Source organism: Histidinibacterium lentulum (assembly GCF_003789055.1).
GTDB classification, from domain to species: domain Bacteria; phylum Pseudomonadota; class Alphaproteobacteria; order Rhodobacterales; family Rhodobacteraceae; genus Oceanicola; species Oceanicola lentulus.
Window position 1 is genome coordinate 82,467 of record NZ_ML119087.1, and the last position, 16,579, is coordinate 99,045.

General features: G+C 70.3%; 18 protein-coding genes. 10 read left to right on the top strand and 8 right to left on the bottom strand.

Features of this window, described 5'->3' with window-relative positions:
* The first annotated feature begins 1 nt into the window (after position 1).
* Positions 2–952, top strand: a complete 951-nt coding sequence (locus EAT49_RS14435) for an alpha/beta hydrolase (RefSeq protein WP_123643006.1) — start codon at positions 2–4, stop codon at positions 950–952.
* A 121-nt stretch (positions 953–1,073) separates the two neighbouring features.
* Here the strand turns inward: EAT49_RS14435 and rpsU are convergent, their stop codons facing one another.
* Positions 1,074–1,280, bottom strand: coding sequence for a 30S ribosomal protein S21 (rpsU, locus tag EAT49_RS14440; RefSeq protein ID WP_007255353.1), 207 nt, complete (start codon positions 1,278–1,280; stop codon positions 1,074–1,076).
* 115 nt (positions 1,281–1,395) lie between these two features.
* Here rpsU and EAT49_RS14445 point away from each other — a divergent pair, with 115 nt between their 5' ends.
* From EAT49_RS14445 to aqpZ, 3 genes are all read left to right on the top strand, one after another.
* Positions 1,396–2,091 carry a COQ9 family protein gene (locus tag EAT49_RS14445; protein WP_123643007.1) on the top strand — a complete coding sequence of 232 codons (696 nt, stop codon included), beginning with the start codon at positions 1,396–1,398 and terminating at the stop codon, positions 2,089–2,091.
* A gap of 60 nt (positions 2,092–2,151) precedes the next feature.
* On the top strand, positions 2,152–3,138 hold the full coding sequence (locus EAT49_RS14450; RefSeq protein WP_123643008.1) for an NAD(P)H-quinone oxidoreductase: 987 nt from the start codon (positions 2,152–2,154) through the stop codon (positions 3,136–3,138).
* A gap of 95 nt (positions 3,139–3,233) precedes the next feature.
* Entirely contained in the window at positions 3,234–3,959 is a 726-nt protein-coding gene (gene aqpZ / locus EAT49_RS14455) for an aquaporin Z (protein ID WP_123643009.1), read from the top strand.
* A gap of 8 nt (positions 3,960–3,967) precedes the next feature.
* Here the strand turns inward: aqpZ and EAT49_RS14460 are convergent, their stop codons facing one another.
* A complete protein-coding gene (locus EAT49_RS14460) occupies positions 3,968–4,597 on the bottom strand; it encodes a ribonuclease T2 family protein (protein ID WP_123643010.1) in 630 nt (209 codons plus the stop codon).
* 127 nt (positions 4,598–4,724) lie between these two features.
* On the opposite strand from EAT49_RS14460, the gene EAT49_RS14465 reads away from it, so the two are divergent.
* A complete protein-coding gene (locus tag EAT49_RS14465) occupies positions 4,725–5,525 on the top strand; it encodes a DUF1013 domain-containing protein (protein ID WP_123643011.1) in 801 nt (266 codons plus the stop codon).
* A gap of 105 nt (positions 5,526–5,630) precedes the next feature.
* On the opposite strand, the gene ade is transcribed toward EAT49_RS14465, so the two are convergent.
* Positions 5,631–7,337 (bottom strand): adenine deaminase, encoded by a 1,707-nt coding sequence (gene ade / locus EAT49_RS14470; protein WP_123643012.1) that lies wholly within the window; start codon positions 7,335–7,337, stop codon positions 5,631–5,633.
* A gap of 167 nt (positions 7,338–7,504) precedes the next feature.
* Here ade and EAT49_RS14475 point away from each other — a divergent pair, with 167 nt between their 5' ends.
* Positions 7,505–8,440: a Gfo/Idh/MocA family protein gene (locus EAT49_RS14475; protein WP_123643013.1), complete on the top strand. Its 936-nt coding sequence runs from the start codon at positions 7,505–7,507 to the stop codon at positions 8,438–8,440.
* A gap of 4 nt (positions 8,441–8,444) precedes the next feature.
* Here the strand turns inward: EAT49_RS14475 and EAT49_RS14480 are convergent, their stop codons facing one another.
* The 5 genes from EAT49_RS14480 to EAT49_RS14500 form a co-directional block, all read right to left on the bottom strand.
* Positions 8,445–9,368, bottom strand: a complete 924-nt coding sequence (locus EAT49_RS14480; RefSeq protein WP_123643014.1) for a metal ABC transporter permease — start codon at positions 9,366–9,368, stop codon at positions 8,445–8,447.
* 1 nt (position 9,369) lies between these two features.
* Complete coding sequence (locus tag EAT49_RS14485; RefSeq protein ID WP_123643015.1) at positions 9,370–10,581, bottom strand: metal ABC transporter permease; 1,212 nt, start codon at positions 10,579–10,581, stop codon at positions 9,370–9,372.
* Entirely contained in the window at positions 10,578–11,393 is an 816-nt protein-coding gene (locus tag EAT49_RS14490) for a metal ABC transporter ATP-binding protein (RefSeq protein ID WP_123643016.1), read from the bottom strand. The genes EAT49_RS14485 and EAT49_RS14490 overlap by 4 nt, the downstream gene beginning before the upstream one ends.
* Positions 11,393–12,355, bottom strand: coding sequence for a metal ABC transporter solute-binding protein, Zn/Mn family (locus tag EAT49_RS14495; RefSeq protein ID WP_123643017.1), 963 nt, complete (start codon positions 12,353–12,355; stop codon positions 11,393–11,395). The genes EAT49_RS14490 and EAT49_RS14495 overlap by 1 nt, the downstream gene beginning before the upstream one ends.
* 272 nt (positions 12,356–12,627) lie before the next feature.
* Positions 12,628–12,942, bottom strand: a complete 315-nt coding sequence (locus tag EAT49_RS14500) for a PepSY domain-containing protein (RefSeq protein ID WP_123643018.1) — start codon at positions 12,940–12,942, stop codon at positions 12,628–12,630.
* Positions 12,943–13,074: 132 nt separating this feature from the next.
* On the opposite strand from EAT49_RS14500, the gene EAT49_RS14505 reads away from it, so the two are divergent.
* From EAT49_RS14505 to EAT49_RS14520, 4 genes are all read left to right on the top strand, one after another.
* On the top strand, positions 13,075–13,404 hold the full coding sequence (locus EAT49_RS14505; RefSeq protein WP_123643019.1) for a PepSY domain-containing protein: 330 nt from the start codon (positions 13,075–13,077) through the stop codon (positions 13,402–13,404).
* A 1-nt stretch (position 13,405) separates the two neighbouring features.
* On the top strand, positions 13,406–14,068 hold the full coding sequence (locus tag EAT49_RS14510; protein ID WP_123643020.1) for a response regulator transcription factor: 663 nt from the start codon (positions 13,406–13,408) through the stop codon (positions 14,066–14,068).
* A complete protein-coding gene (locus EAT49_RS14515) occupies positions 14,065–15,420 on the top strand; it encodes a sensor histidine kinase (protein WP_123643021.1) in 1,356 nt (451 codons plus the stop codon). The genes EAT49_RS14510 and EAT49_RS14515 overlap by 4 nt, the downstream gene beginning before the upstream one ends.
* 63 nt (positions 15,421–15,483) lie before the next feature.
* Positions 15,484–16,461 (top strand): serine hydrolase domain-containing protein, encoded by a 978-nt coding sequence (locus EAT49_RS14520; RefSeq protein ID WP_123643022.1) that lies wholly within the window; start codon positions 15,484–15,486, stop codon positions 16,459–16,461.
* The last annotated feature ends 118 nt before the right edge of the window (positions 16,462–16,579 follow it).

The following is a 16,579-nucleotide window of genomic DNA, read 5'->3' on the forward strand; positions in this document are numbered from 1 at the left end:
GATGGCACGGGGAGCCCGAATCCTCGCGGCCCTCGGTCTCGCCGTCGTCCTGCTCTACCTCGTCGGGTCGGGGATCATCGTTCAGCGGATGGCCGCGGGCCTGCTGACCGTGGGACCCCTGGCCGCGGCGCTGGCGGAAGAGCCGCCGCCGGACGATCCCCTCGCGCTCGGATACCGGGGCGATCCCGGAACGGCGCTGGGTCTCGAATTCGACGCGGTGCGGATCGAGACGGAGCTCGGTGCCGCGGAGGGCTGGTTCGTGCCTGCGTCAGGCGAGGGATCCCGGCTCGGGGCGATCTATGTTCATGGCATCGCCGGGGCGCGGGAGGACGGGTACAGGCACCTGAGCCTGCTGCACGCAGCCGGCTATGACGTGCTCCTCATGTCCTATCGCAACGATCCCGGCGCGCCCGCCGACCCGGCGGGCACCTACGGGTTCGGTCTGTCGGAATGGCCCGACCTGGAGGCCGCGGTGGGCTGGATGGGCGAGAGGGGCCATCCCGATCTGCTCGTCGTCGCGGAAAGCATGGGCGGCGCGATCCTCGGCCAGTTCCTGCGTCAGAGCCCGCGGGCGGCCGCTGTGGAGGCGGTGGCGCTCGACAGCCCGGCGGTGGATTCGCGGGCTGTCCTTGCCCATCTCTCAGGGAGGATCGGTGTGCCCCTGCCGGCGGTGGCGGCGCGGGCGGGTCTGGTGGTGATGGCCGTGGCCGGGCCGCGGCCTCTGCACAGGGCGCGGGTCACGGAGGTCTTCGCCGGTTTCGACGGACCGCTCTTCATCGCGCACGGAGCGGGGGACAGCATCGTCCCGCTCGGGTCGACGGAGCGGCTGCTGGCTGCGCGGGAGGGGCCCACGGTGTCGGTGATCGGCGCGGCCGAGCACCTGCAGACCCATGCCGAGGACCCTGTCCGGTATGGCGAGGCCTTCGGTCGGTTCCTCGACATGGCGGACTAGGGAAACGGGGCCGGCAGGATGCGGGCCCGAGATCCAGGCGCCTTTGCGGGCCCCGGAAACGACAAACCCCCGGGCAGGGCCGCGGGGGTCGCCAAACACCAAAGTGTTCTGCCAGGGTCTTCTAGAGAAGACCTTCGCGCTGGGCCTTCTTCCGGGCGAGCTTGCGCTGGCGGCGGATGGCCTCGGCCTTTTCGCGGGCCTTCTTCTCGGAGGGCTTCTCGAAATGCTGCTTGAGCTTCATTTCACGGAACACGCCCTCGCGCTGAAGCTTTTTCTTCAAAGCCCGAAGCGCCTGGTCGACATTGTTGTCGCGAACACTGACCTGCATGCGGGTGTCACCACCTTTCTGGGTTGGGTTGCAAGATCTTGCAGGAGGTGGCCACATAGCAAAGGCCCCCTGGCTTGTCCAGAGGTCCAACCCTGCGCCACCTCCGGAGGTTCCCATGACCACCCAAGCCCCCCGCACCGACGCCCTGATCGATGCGATCCTGCCCCACGTCGCCTTTGACGGCTGGTCGGAGACCGCGTTCCGTGCGGCGGCGGCGGATCTCGACATGGATATGGCGGAGGCCCGTGCCCTGGCGCCGCGCGGGGCGCTGGACCTTGCGGTCGCGTTCCACCGGCGGGGCGACCGGCGCATGGTCGAGGCGCTCCATGCCGAGCCGGTGGCCGACATGCGGATGCGGGACCGGATCGCGCGGGCGATCCGGCTCAGGCTCGACGTGGCAGGGGACCGGGAGGCGGTGCGGCGCGGCTCCGCGCTTTTCGCGCTGCCGATCCACGCCGCGGAGGGAGCCCGGCTGATCTGGGGCACGGCGGACGCGATCTGGTCTGCTCTGGGCGACGGGTCCGAGGACATCAACTGGTATACGAAGCGGGCCACGCTCTCGGGGGTCTATGCCGCGACCGTGCTCTACTGGCTGGGCGACGACAGTCTCGAGCATCAGGCGACCGACGCCTTCATCGATCGGCGGATCGACAACGTGATGCAGGTGGAGAAGGTGAAGGCGCAGGTGAACGGGAACCGGATGCTCAAGCCGTTCCTGGCGCCGCTGGACAGGCTGGGCGCCATGGTCCGGCCGCCGCGCCGGACTCCCCCCGCCGACCTGCCCGGCAGCTGGACCCTGCCGCGGGGCTGACGGCTTTCCCTCGCCGCGCCTCGGTGTTTCATTGCGCCGGAACAGGCCGAGGAGACCCCAATGAGCGAGATGCGCGTCGTCGAGATATCCGCCCCCGGCGGGCCGGAGGTGCTGCGGCTCGCCCGCCGCGCGGTGCCCGTGCCAGGCCATGGCGAGGTGCTGATCCGCGTGGCATGGGCCGGGGTGAACCGGCCCGACGCGCTGCAGCGTGCCGGGCTCTATGCGCCGCCCAGGGGCGCTTCGGATCTGCCGGGGCTGGAGGCGGCGGGCGAGATCGCGGCGGTGGGGCCCGGGGTCAGGGGGCTTTCCGAGGGGGACAGGGTCTGCGCGCTGCTGCCTGGCGGCGGCTATGCGGACTACGCGCTGACGCCTGCGGCCCATTGTCTGCCGGTGCCCGGGACGATGGGCCTGAAGGAGGCGGCCTGCCTGCCGGAGACGTATTTCACGGTCTGGTCGAACGTCTTTCAGAGGGGTGGTTTGCGGGCGGGGGAGAGGTTTCTCGTCCATGGCGGGTCGTCGGGCATCGGCACGACGGCGATCCAGCTTGCCCGGGTCGCGGGCGCGCGGGTCTTTGCCACGGCCGGCTCGGCGGAGAAATGCGCGGCCTGCGAGAGGCTGGGCGCGGAGCGGGCGATCAACTACCGCGAGGCGGATTTCGTGGAGGTGTTGCGCGGCGAAGGCGGGGCGGACCTGATCCTCGACATGGTGGGCGGGGAGTATATTCCGCGCAACATCAAGGCGCTGGCCGATGACGGGCGGCTGGTGCAGATCGCCTTCCTGCAGGGGCCGAAGGTGGAGCTCAATCTCGTGCAGGTGATGACGCGGCGGCTGACGCTGACCGGCTCCACCCTGCGCCCGCAGTCCGACCTCGCCAAGGCGCGGATCGCGGCGGCCCTGCGCGCCGAGGTCTGGCCGCTTCTCGCCGCCGGGCGCGTGGCGCCGGTCATGGACCGGGCCTTTCCGCTGGAGGAGGCCGCGGCGGCGCACGCCCGGATGGAGAGCTCGGCCCATATCGGCAAGATCGTCCTCGAGGTCGGCTCCGGCTGAGCGAATCCCGTTGCCAGGATGACCCTTGGTCAGCTTAAGCTCTCGCCAACAGGGAAGGCGCGGATGAGTCGCGCCTTGGCAGGGAGGTTTCGGGGATGCAGACCGCGCAGAAAGCGTTGATCGCGGAGTTTCTGGGCACTTTCGTTCTCGTGTTCGGCGGATGCGGCGCGGCGGTTCTGGCCGCGGGAGTGCCGGATGTGGGGATCGGCTGGCTCGGCGTCAGCCTCGCCTTCGGGCTTACCGTGCTCTGCATGGCCTATGCCGTGGGTCACGTCTCGGGCGGGCACTTCAACCCCGCGGTGACGCTGGGGCTGAAGCTCGCCGGGCGCTTCGAGGGGTCGCTGCCGGCCTACTGGGCGGCGCAGGTCGCGGGCGCCGTGACCGCCGGTGCGGTGTTGCTGGCGGTGGTCGCGGGTCAGGCGGGGTTCGAGGGTGCGGGCGGCTTCGCCTCCAACGGCTACGGCGTGGCCTCGCCGGGAGGCTACGGCATGATGTCGGCGCTGCTGATCGAGATCGTGCTGACGGCGGTGTTCCTCGTGGTGATCCTGGGCGCGACCTCTGCCGGGGCTCCGGCGGGATTCGCACCCATCGCCATCGGGCTGGCGCTGACCCTGATCCACCTCATCTCGATTCCGGTGACCAACACCTCGGTGAACCCGGCCCGCTCGACGGGTGTGGCCCTTTTCGCGGACGGACCGGCGCTGGCGCAACTCTGGCTGTTCTGGGTGGCGCCGCTGGCGGGCGGGGCCCTCGGCGCCCTGGTCTGGCGGGCGATCACGGCGCTGGAGGCGCCTCCGGCCCCGGCCACGCCGGCCGAATAGAATCCGGGTCAGCGCATCGGAAGCAAGAGCGCGTCCTCGAGCGTGCAGTCGCGGATCACGTCGTCGCCGCAGCGGCGGGGCTCCAGCTCGCGCGTGAAGCAGATGCGCGCCTCCTGGATATGGCCCGAGCGGCAGGTGATGGTGATCGTGTCGCGGGTCAGGCCGGGGTTGTCGCGCAGGAAGGCCTCCTCGACCACCTCGGCGGGCAGGCGCACCGGATCCTCCAGCCGATGGAAGACGTCCGGCCGGACCACGCGGCCATAGGCCTCGCGCGACAGCATGAAGTACTGCTGCGCGGAGAGGCCCGTGCAGGTTCCGTGCTTGTCCCACTGGTGCCAGGCAAGGCCGGAGGTGCCCATGATGTCGGCCATTGCCTCCGTCTCGCGGCGGGAGGGAGGGCGTTCGGCAGTCCGGCAGAAGTCGGGCCATCCGGTCTCGTATTGCGGCCAGAGGCCGTGCAGGATCCAGCCGTGATCGCGCGCGGGATCGCATTGCGGAGAGCCCCGCGCGTCGCCCTCGAGGGCGCACCAGTTCGCGGACCAGGACAGCGACAGGACATAATAGTCGAACACGCCCGCCGTGTCGGCCCGGGCAGGTCCTGCGAGGCAGGTGAGGAGGAGCGCGAGACGGCTGAGCATTCGGGGTTTTCTCCTGCAGGCCGCGCGACTATATAGCGGGCAGGTTTCCCGACAACGAGAACCGGCGCCGCGACCGCGGCGCGCCCCTCCCCGGGGCCGGGGGATGCATTTGATGGAGGCTTTTCGGATGGCCGACAGACCGATCATGGCCAAGGCGACCGCCGTCTGGCTGGTGGACAACACGACGATCAGCTTCGCGCAGATCGCCGATTTCGTCGGGCTTCACGAGCTCGAGGTGCAGGGCATCGCCGACGGCGACGTGGCCGCGGGCGTCAAGGGCTTCGATCCCGTGGCGAACAACCAGCTGACCCAGGACGAGATCGACAAGGCGGAGAAGGACCCGACGCACCGCCTCAAGCTGAAGTTCAATCCCGCCGCCGTGGGCGAGGAAAAGCGCCGCGGCCCGCGCTACACGCCCCTGTCGAAGCGGCAGGACCGGCCCAACGCGATCCTGTGGCTGGTGAAGTTCCACCCCGAGCTGACCGATGCGCAGATCTCGAAGCTGGTGGGGACGACGAAGCCGACGATCCAGTCGATCCGCGAGCGCACGCACTGGAACATCAACCAGATGGAGCCGATCGACCCGGTCGCGCTGGGTCTGTGCAAGCAGACGGAACTCGACGCGGTGGTCGCCAAGGCGGCCGAGAAGAAGGCGCGCGAGGGCGGGCTCATGACGGATGACGAGCGCCGCAAGCTCGTCTCCACCGAACAGTCGCTCTCCATGGAGCCCGGTTCGCGGCTGCCGACCGCGATCTCCGGTCTCGAGACCTTCAGCCTTGGCGGCAGCGACGATCCCCGGGGCGAGGACGAGGAGGAGGATGCGCGCAGCCGCGCCATTCCCGATGCGGCATCGCTCTTCAACCTGCCCGAGGGCGGGGACGACGACGAGGACGACGAGGACGAGGACGAGGGCCACCGCCGCCGGTGAGCCCCGGCCCCCTCCTCATCTGGCCGGAAATACTCCGGGGAGGTCCGGAGGGGCAGCGCCCCTCCGGCGGGACGCCCCCGGGGGGACCCGCCGGGCAAGAGGCCCCTAGCCGATGATCTCGAACCGCGTGACGTCGACCAGCCCGCGGTCGGTGATCTTCAGAGCGGGGATCACAGGCAGGGCGAGGAAGGCGAGCTGAAGGAACGGCTCCTCCAGCGTCACGCCGAGCGATTGCGCAGCTGCCCGCAGGGTCACGAGGCCGTCCCGCACCTCTTCGAAGGGCCTGAGCGACATCAGCCCTGCCACGGGCAGGGCCAGTTCCGCGAGGATCCGGCCGTCCCGGGCCACGACGAAGCCGCCCTCGATCTCGGACAGCCGGTTGGCGGCCAGTGCCATGTCGGCATAATCGACGCCGACGCAGGCGATGTTGTGGTGATCGTGGCAGACCGTGCCCGCCACCGCCCCCGCCTTGAGCCCGAAGCCTTTCACGAAGCCTGTGGCGATGTTGCCGTTCCTGCCGTGCCGTTCGACCACGGCGATCCGCACGAGGTCGCGTGCGGGATCGGGGCGTTTGTCGCCGTCCTCGATGGGGATGGTTTCGGTCAGGTGGTCGGTCAGGATCTGGCCCTCGCGGATGCCGATGACATCGGTCTCCTCGCGGTTGGCGGCCGTGCGGAAGCTCTCGGCGCTGACCTTCGGCGCCTTCACGGATTGGCGGCCGATGGGCGCGATGGAGCCGCGGGCGGCGAACGCCTCCGCGCCGACCGCGCGGCCGGCGCAGAAGACGCGGGCCACGCGGCAATCCTCCACCGACGAGAGCGCCACGATATCCGCGCGGCGGCCCGGTGCGACCAGACCGCGGTCCTTCAGCCCGAAGGCCTCCGCCCCGGACAGCGAGGCCGCGCGATAGGCGGCGAGCGGCGGCACGCCGAGACCGATCAGGGTGCGGATCATGTAGTCGAGGTGCCCGTGCTCGTGGATGTCGAGCGGGTTCCGGTCGTCGGTGCAGAGGCAGATGTAGGCCGAGGTCCGCTCCGTCAGCAGCGGCGCGAGGGCGTGGAGGTCCTTCGAAACCGATCCCTCGCGGATCAGCACGCGCATCCCGCGCTGCAGTTTCTTGCGCGCCTCGGCGGCGGACGTGGCCTCGTGCTCGGTGCGGATGCCCGCCGCCACATAGGCGTTGAGGTCGCGCCCCGACAGGAGCGGGCAATGGCCGTCGACATGCCGCCCCTCGTAGAGCGCGAGCTTGTCGAGGCAGCCCGGGTCGCGGTGGATCACGCCGGGAAAGTTCATGAACTCCGCCAGTCCGATCCCGGAGGGATGATCCATGAGCGGCGCAAGGTCCCCGGCGGCGATCTCGGCCCCCGCGGTCTCCATCGGCGAGGACGGCACGCAGGAGGGCAGTTGCACGCGGATGTCCATGAGCGTCAGGCGCGACGCCTCCTGGAAGTAGCGGATGCCGTCCGTGCCGAGCACATTGGCGATCTCGTGGGGATCGCAGATCGCCGTGGTGATCCCCCGCGGGGTCACGCAGCGGTCGAACTCGAGCGGCGTGACCATGGAGCTTTCGATATGCAGGTGCGTGTCGATGAAGCCGGGCACGAGCGTGAGCCCCGAGACGTCGATCACCTGGCTGCCCTCGTAGTCGGCGCCGATGCCGACGATCGTGTCGCCGCAGATGGCAACGTCGCCCGGAACGTGCTCGCCGGTGACGAGGTCCCAGACGGTGCCGCCACGCAGGACGAGGTCGGCGGGCGTGTCGCCGCGGCCCTGGGCAATACGGCGGGCAATACGGTCCTGGCTGTCGGGCATGGGGCGCTCCTTGTCGTCCGGACCCAGAAGACCCCACACTGCGTTGGACGTCCAGAGAGCGAATGGTCGGGACCGGCCGGGTCCCGATGGTCCCGATCGTTCGATGTCGGGTGCCGCTCGGACAAAGGAGAGAGTTGAATGACGGTCATGCTTCAGGAGGCGCGCTGATGGCTCGCAGGATCGCCCTCGCCGGCATCGGCAAGATCGCCCGGGACCAGCATATTCCGTCCATCGCAGCGTCGGATGACTGGGAACTTGCGGCGACGGTCTCGCGCTCGGGAGGGATCGACGGGGTCGAGAACCACAAGACGCTCGATGCCCTGCTCGCCGCGCGTCCCGATATCGAGGTGATCTCGCTGACCATGCCGCCGGGGCCCCGCTTTGCCGCCGCGAAAGCGGCCCTCGAGGCGGGCCGCCACGTCATGCTGGAGAAGCCGCCGGGGGCCAGCTTCGCCGAATGCGGCACGCTGGAGCGCGAGGCGCGGGAACGGGGCGTGACGCTCTTTGCCTCCTGGCACACGCGCCATGCCGCGCGGGTGGCCGATGCCCGGGACTGGCTGGCCGGAAAGAGGCTGAAGCGGCTGGCGGTCACCTGGTGCGAGGACGTGCGCAAGTGGCATCCCGGGCAGGAGTGGGTCTGGGAGCCGGGCGGGCTCGGCGTCTTCGACACGGGCATCAACGCACTCTCCGTGGTGACCGAGATCCTGCAGGAGGATATTCATGTGACCTCCTCCGACCTCGACATCCCCGAGAACCGTCAGACCCCGATCACGGCGCGGCTCGCCTTTCACCATCCGGACGGCGCGGAGGTCACGGCCTACATGACATGGCGGCACGACGGGGGAGAGGTCTGGGACATCGAGGCGGAGACCGACGACGGAACCCTCCTTCTGTCCGAGGGGGCGACGATCCTGTCGATCGACGGTGCGAGGGTTTCTGACGAGGGCGAAGACCCGGGGGAGTACGCGCGGCTCTACGCGCATCTTGCCCGGCTTGTGGACGCGGGCGAGAGCGACGTGGACCTTGCGCCCTTCTGCCATGTGGTGGACGCGCTCAGCCTCGGGCGGCGGCGCCGTGTCGATGCCTTCGTGGAGGAGGGCTGACGGGTCAGCCCGCCCCGACCCCGACCCGCGCGCGGCAGGGGCCGAAGAGGCAGGCCAGCGCCAGGATGACGCCCGAGACGGCAGCGATCATGCCCGCCGCACTCACGGCGTTGGAGGCGCCGAGCCACAGCGGTCCGTAGCCTGCAAGGACATAGCCCAGCACGGCCGACAGAACGGCGAAGACAATGCTCCAGCCCACCTGGGTGGCGAGATCGTTGGTCATCAGCCGGGCCGCGGCGGGCGGGCAGATGAACATGGCAATCACGATGATCGAGCCCACCGCGTCGAAGGCCGCCACGGCCGCCACGGCGGCGGTCACCACGAGGCCGAAGCCGATCAGGCCGACCGGCAGGCCGAGCCCGCGGGCGAAGCCCTCATCGAAGGTGGAGATCTTGAGCGGGCGCCAGAAGAGCCAGGTGAGCAGCGAGAGGATCAGCGCCACCACGGCGAGGCGGATCAGCTCCTCGGGCAGGGCGGCGAGGGCGGCGGGGTCGAACAGCGAGCCCCAGCCCTCGGCCCGGAACCAGATCAGCGATTCGAGATTGCCCATCAGCGCGTGCTCCACGTCGATATGGACCGAGGAGGTGTCGGTCTGTTCGAGGATCAGCACCCCGAGTGCGAAGAGGAAGGTGAAGGACACGCCCATCGCGGCGCCGGGCTCGATCCGGCCGAGGCGCTTGATCGCCTCGATCAGGACCACCGCCACGATGGCGGCGGCGGCGGCCCCCAGCAGCATCGGCACGGCGGCGAGGGTGCCGGTGACGAGGAAGGCGACCACGATGCCCGGCAGGACGACGTGGCTGATGGCGTCGCCGATCAGGGCCTGACGGCGCAGCAGGAGGAAGTTGCCCGGCAAAGCGCAGGCGATGGCGGCGAGTGACCCGATCAGGATCGGCGTCAGGCTGAACTGGACGAAATCCGCGCCCATCTCAGCCTCTCACCGGCCGGGGCGCGCCGAGATGCCTGTCGAAAAGCGCGATCTCGTCCGAGGTGAACACCTCCTCGATGGGCGTCAGCCCGTCGTAGCGCCCGGTCAGGCCGGCGTCCTGATGGACCTCGCGGGCGATATCCCAGCGGCGCTCGTCTCGGGCGATCTTGGCAGCGACGCCGCGGCCCGCGTCGGTGGCCACGCCGTCGGGACGGATCAGCCCCTCGCGGCGCAGGACCCGAAGGGTGAGCGGATCGTGGATCGGCTCGCCGCGCGCGATGGCGAGGAGACCCTGCCGGCGGTGGACCCGCGCCTGGAACCGCAGGTGGCGGATCAGGGCGGCCAGGACCCCGCGCACGGGGGCGAGAAGGAGCGACAGGAAGAAGAGGGCGGAGGCCACGAGCACGATGATCGGTCCGGTAGGCAGGTCCTGCGCCGAGGCGGAGATCGCGGCACCCAGATAACCCGAGAGGCCTCCCGCGAGACCCGCGCCCCAGATCATCCGCCCGCTGCGGTCGGTCCAGAATCGCGCGATCACCGGTGGGATGATCAGGAGCGCCACGATCATCACGAGACCCACGATCTTCAGACCCACCACGGTGACCGCCATGACGAGCGCCATGATGGCAAGGTCGATGCGGCGGGTGTCGAGGCCGAGGGAGGCGGCGTATTCGGCGTCGAAGGCCACGAGCGTCATCGGCCTGCGCAGGAGCCAGACGGCCAGCACCGCAAGGCCGCCGCCCGTCGCGATGGTCATCGCGTCGGCAAAGAGCATCCCGGCGGTCGCGCCGAGGAGGAAATCCTCAAGCCCGGCCTGGCGTCCGGCGCTCATGGTCTGCACCACGGTCAGCAGGACGACGCCGATCCCGAAGAAGACGCTGAGGACGGCGCCGATGGCGGCATCCTCGGGCAGGCGGGTGTGGCGGACGATCCAGTCCACGGCGAGAAGACCGAGGATCGCGGTGACGGCGGAGCCCGCAAGCAGGATCGGCAGGCTGCGCCCGTCGCCGCCCAGCGCGACCATCAGGATGAAGGCGAGGCCGACCCCCGGCAGGGTGGCGTGGGCCATGGCGTCCGACACGAGTGCGCGCTTTCTGAGAAAGAGGAAGGTGCCCGCGGCGCCTCCGGCGAAGCCCAGGAGGGCCGCGCCGATGGCGACGAGGGCCGCGTTGTAGCCCGACTGCAGCAGAAGCGCGTCGAAGAGGGATGTCACGCGATCCCCCCGGCCAGTTCTGCGACATGGCCAGTGGCCAGACGTCCACCGTAGGTCTGTTGCAGCGTCTCGGCGGTAAAGGTCGTCGCCACCGGGCCTTCGGCGATGCGGCGGACGTTGATCAGGAAGACGTGGTCGAAATAGCTGCGCACGGTAGAGAGGTCGTGGTGCACCGCGACCACGGCACGGCCCTCGCCGCGCAGCCCCTTCAGCACGTCGATGATCGCCCGTTCGGTTGCGGCGTCCACCCCGGCGAAGGGCTCGTCGAGGAGGTAGAGGTCAGCGTCCTGGGCCAGCGCCCGCGCGAGGAAGACGCGCTGCTGCTGCCCGCCCGACAGCTGCCCGATCTGGCGGTCCGCGAAATCGGCCATGCCCACCCGGACGAGGCAGTCGCGCGCGGTGGTGCGGTGCGATCCGGTGATGCGCCCCAGAAGGCCCACGCGGCGGTAGAGGCCCATCAGCACCACATCGAGCACGCTGGTGGGAAAGTCCCAGTCCACGCTGGCGCGCTGGGGGACATAGGCGATCCGGTCGCGGGCCTCGTCGAGGGGGCGACCGAAGACCGTGGCCTCTCCGGAAAGGCGCGGGATGATTCCCAGCGCTGCCTTCAGGAAGGTCGACTTCCCCGCGCCGTTCGGCCCGACGATGGCGCTCATGGCGGCCGCGGGAAAGGTCGCGTCCACGGAGAACACCGCTGGCGACTGACCGTAGGACACGGTGAGGCCCCGCACCGCGAGCGCGGGCGGGGCTGCAGGGGCCGCGAGGGGGGGGCGACCTGCCTCGGTCGCAAGGCTGAGGGTCGCTGCGTCCATCAGTTGAGCATCTCCGACATGCCGCGTTCCGGCGCCTCGCCGCCAAGGGCGGAGGCGATGATGGTGGCATTGTGGTCGATCATGCCGATGTAGGTGCCCTCGTAGGTGCCGGGCTCGCCCATGGCGTCGGAATAGAGTTCCCCGCCGATGACGACCTCGTGCCCCCGGGCCGCGGCGCCCTCGATGAGCGCGCGGATGTTGCGGTCGGAGACCGAGGTCTCCACGAAGACCGCGCCGATGTTCCGCTCGACCAGCAGGTCGACCAGCTCCGCGATGCGGTTCAGACCGGCCTCGCTCTCGGTGGAGATGCCCTGGATGCCAACGACCTCGAAGCCGTAGGCCGAGCCGAAGTAGTTGAAGGCGTCATGGGCGCTCACGAGCACGCGGCTCTCTGCCGGGACCGAGGAGAGAACGGCGGTGGTGTACTGGGCCAGCGCGGCCAGTTCCTCGAGATAGGCCTCGGCATTGGCGTCGAACACGGCTTCGCCTTCGGGGTGACTTTCCACCAGCGCGTCGCGGACGGTCAGCACCACGCGCGACCACAGGTTCGGATTCATCCAGACATGGGGGTCGAACCGGCCCTCGTAATCCTCGCTGCCGATCAGGAGGTTCTCGGGCAGGCTTTCGGCAACGGCGACCACAGGCACTGTCTCGCCGAGTTCGAGGAGGAAACCCTCGAGCTGCGCCTCGAGATAGAGACCGTGCCAGAGGACGAGGTCGGCGTTCGACAGGGCGACGATGTCGGTGCGGGTCTGGCGATAGGAATGGGGGTCGACGCCGGCGCCCATGAGCGCCTCGACCTCGACGAGGTCTCCGCCGACCTCGCGGGCGGCGTCGGCGATCATGCCGGTGGTGGCGACCACGGTCACGGGGGCCTCGGCCAGGGCGCGTTGTGCGGGCAGAAGGGCCAGGACGCTCAGCATGGCGGCGAGAAGCGGTCTTCGGAAAGGCAGTGCGGGCATCTTTCTGGTGTCTCCCTGATGACGGGCCGCCGGGTCTTCTGGCCCGGGCGGCGCTCGTCCTATAAATGCGAGGCAATCGCAAAAGTCAACGAGAATGCGAGTTGTTCGCAATCTAACGTCTGCGTGACGAGTTGGTTCCCGACAGCAGTACGCTCCGCCGGGGCGGAGCGCAGGGGTGCGGGGCTCCCGAGAGCGCCGGAGCCGCCCCCACAGCGTCTCCGGTCCTCCGGATGCGACGCGGATCAGAACCGGTCGCCGCCGTGACGATGGAGTTAATCGTCGTCGTAGCGGTCGTCATCATACTCCCAGTGCCGGGTCTCGCCGGTCACCGGGTCGACATAGGCCTCGATCCACTGGCCCGCGGGGGTGATCAGATAGACCTCGTAATGGCTGCGCTCCCTGTCGATCTCGCGGACGACATAGCCCTGGGCCTCGAACCGGGTCGCGATCTCCCCGGTGGACAGGGCACCTTTCGAGACGACGGGAGCCTCCGCGGTGGTTCCGGCGCCGGCCTCCGCGACGGCGCCGAGGGACAGGGCAAGGGTCGCGGCTGCGGCGACGGTGCTGACAAGAATGGTCCGGATCATGGTCGGTATCCTCTGGCTGGACGACGGCCCCCATGGCCGCCGATGGCCGCTGTTTCGCAGAGTCGCCCTGACGTCGGACTGACGCCTCCTGTCAGCTTGCTGTCAGCCCATCGGGAATAGACACTGCGGACCATGTGTCGCCGCCTCACCCCCCTCGCTTCCGGCCTCCTCGCCGCGCTCGGCCTCGCGCTCGCGCCCGTCGCCTCGGCCGCGGACGGCGATCATGACCGGGCCCGCGGAGCCCTCGAGCGCGGCGAGATCCTGCCGCTCGCCCAGATCCTCGCGGTGGCGGTGGCGCATGTCCCGGGTCGGATCATCGAGGTGGAGCTGGAGCGCGACGACGGACGCTGGATTTACGAAGTCGAACTGCTGACCCGGGGCGGGCGGCTCGTGGAAATCGAGATCGACGGCGCCACCGGGCGGATCCTCGAGATCGAGGCCGACGACGAGTGGGACGACTGACATGAGGGTGCTCGCCGTCGAGGACGACCCGCGCATCGCCGCCGACCTCTGCGCCGCCCTGACCGCGGCGGGGTTTCATGCCGAGCATTGCGGCGACGGGGAGGAGGCGTGGTTCCTCGGCGATACGGAGGATTACGCGCTGGTCGTGCTCGACATCGGGCTCCCCAATCTCGACGGTCTGACCGTGCTCCGGCGCTGGCGCGGCAACGGGCGCGACATGCCGGTGCTGATCCTGACCGCCCGGGGTGCGTGGCAGGAGCGTGTCGCCGGGATCGAGGCGGGGGCCGACGATTACCTGCCCAAGCCCTTTCGCATGGAGGAGCTCGTGGCGCGGGCGCGGGCGCTCGTGCGGCGCGCGGCGGGACGCGGCGGTGCGCTGCAGGAGGCGGGACTTCTGACGCTGGACACCAACCGGATGACCGTCTCCGTGCGTGGGGTTCCCACCCCGGTGACAGCCCTCGAATACCGGCTCCTGGCCTACCTGGTCCTGCACCGGGACCGCGCCGTGCCGCCGACCGAACTGATCGAGCATCTTTACGGCGGCGACGACGCGCGGGAGGCGAACGCGCTCGAGGCGCTGGTGGCGCGGCTCAGACGCAAGCTGGGACAGGGCGTGATCGCGACCCGGCGCGGCTTTGGCTACCAGCTCGACGGCGCCGGATGAGATCCCCGCGCGGGCTGTCCCTGCGCCTGCGCCTCGTGGTGGCGGGAGCGGTCGCGGTGGTTCTGGCGCTGGCCCTGGCCGGCACCGCGCTGGTGGCGCTCTTCGCCACCCATGTCGAGCGCCGGGCCGGAGCGGAACTGACGGTCCATCTCGACCAGCTGCTCGCCGGGCTGGACAGGGGCAGCGACGGGATGCTGGTGATTTCGGCTCCCCCCGCCGATCCACGGTTCGGGCAGCCCTACAGCGGCCTCTACTGGCAGATCGAGAGCGCAGACGGGCTGATCCGGTCGCGGTCGCTCTGGGACTGGACGCTCTCCCTGTCCGAAGACCCGCAGGTGGATGGCGGGGTCCGCAAGTCCCGACTCGCGGGTCCGCAGGATACCGAACTCCTGGTCATGGAACGCGCCGTGACCGTGCCGCAGCGACTCGGCGGCGGGTCCCTGAGGGAAGCCGTGGCCATGGACACGGCCGAGCTCGCCGCGGCGCGGGATGCCTTCGCGGCGGGAATGATGCCGTATCTGGCGGTTCTGGCGGCCTTTCTCATCCTCGCGGCCGGGGCGCAGGTGGCCGTCGGTCTGCGGCCGCTTTCGGCGCTGGGCTCGCAGGTGGCGGCGTTGCGGGCGGGGGCCGTGGCGCGGATGGGCGGGGCCTGGCCGTCGGAGGTGCGGCCGCTGGCATCGGAGATCGACGCCCTGCTCGACGAACGCGAGCAGGAGGTGCGGCGCGCACGAGCCCGTGCCGCCGATCTCGCCCACGGGCTGAAGACGCCGCTCCAGGCGCTGATGGGCGAGGCGGACCGGTTGCGCGACGCGGGCGACGATGCCGCCGCGGAGGGGATCGAGGAGGTCGCGGCCGCAATGCGCCGGATCGTGGACTGGGAACTGGCGCGCGCCCGCGCCGCGGCTGCGCAGGCCCGGGACCTGCGCACTCCGGTGGCATCCGTGGCCGAAGGCATCGTCTCGGTCCTGCGGCGCACGCCGGAAGGTGCCGGACTCGACTGGCGGATCGAGGTGCCCGTGGACCTCGCGGTGCGGCTGGACGAGGCCGACCTCTCGGAGGCGCTGGGCGCGCTGGCCGAGAACGCCGCCCGCTACGGAACCGACCGTGTCGGGCTCGTGGCCGAAGTCGCGGAGAGGGTGGCGCGGATCTCGGTCGTCGATGACGGGCCGGGCATCCCCGAGAGTCGCAGAACAGCGCTGACCGACCGGTTCGCCCGCGCCGACGAGAGCCGTGCGCGCCACGGGCTCGGCCTCGCGATCGCCGCGGGCATCGCGGAAGCTGCAGGCGGGCGGCTCACGCTCGCCGACGCCGGCCCCGGTCTCGTGGCGACGCTGGAGCTTCCGGTCGCTTGACCACGCGTTGACAGGGCGCGGTCCGTCGCCGCCAATGACGCCGCCCGCTTCCGGAGAGAGTCCATGCCCGCCGTCGTTCCGCGCCTTGCCGCTGTCCTTGCCCTTGCCATGCTCATGGCGGTCGCGTCGCATCGGGCGGAGGCGGACCCCCGGGCTATCCGCTACGCGATCCTCGGGAGTGCCGAGTTGGTGGAGGCGTCGGATGACCGCACCACGCCCGACACGCCCATGGCCGTGGCCTCCGTGGGCAAGACCTTCACAGCCGTCGCCGTGCTCCGGCTGGTGGAGCGGGGGGCGTTCAGCGTCGAGACGCCCGCGGCCGACCTGCTCCCCGATGCGATCGTGCGGGGCTTCGGCGGGCTCGGCGGCATCACTCTGGGCCACCTGCTGACGATGACGAGCGGGCTGCCCGACTTCTACACGGACGATTACATCGAAGACGCGCTGGAAGATCAGGCGTCGGTCCAGCGCGCCGACGTGGCCGCGACCTATGCCATGGACGAGGATCGCTTGTTCGCTCCGGGGCGGCGGTTCGACTATTCCAACACGAACTACCTGTTGCTCGGGATGATCCTCGAGCGGGTCACCGGCGAGTCCTATGGCGCGGTCCTCGAGGCGGAGGTCTTCCGGCCAGCCGACATGCAGGGCAGCTTCGTTTTCGGCACGCGGGCGCTGCCGGAGGATTTCGCACGCGGACATCCCGAGCGGGCCGTGTTGCGGCACTATTACTCCGGCGCCGGGTTCGGGGATGGCGGTGTCATCGCCCCGGCGCGGGACGTGGCGCGCTTCTACCGGGCGCTCTTCTCCGAAGGGCGGCTTCTGTCGGCGGAGATGGTGGCGCTGATGCTGACCGATCCTCTCGGATCGGGCTACGGCATGGGGATCGAGATCGAGGACGGCATCGCCGGCCACTCCGGCGGCGATCTGGGCCATGCGTCTGACGTGCGGATGGACCTGCGCACGGGAGACGTGGCGGTGGAGCTGATCGCCGACGAGGACGCCTGGCCGGACTGGCCCGACGCGATCCTCGGGGGGCGCTAGGGCTTGAGGCGGTCGGCGGGCGGGACGCCTAAAACTGCAAACGGGACCTGGCGGAGCGCGCGCTGCCGGCGGGGGGCGGGGCGGTGGACATCCCGCGGCCGAACGGCGTCCCGGCCGG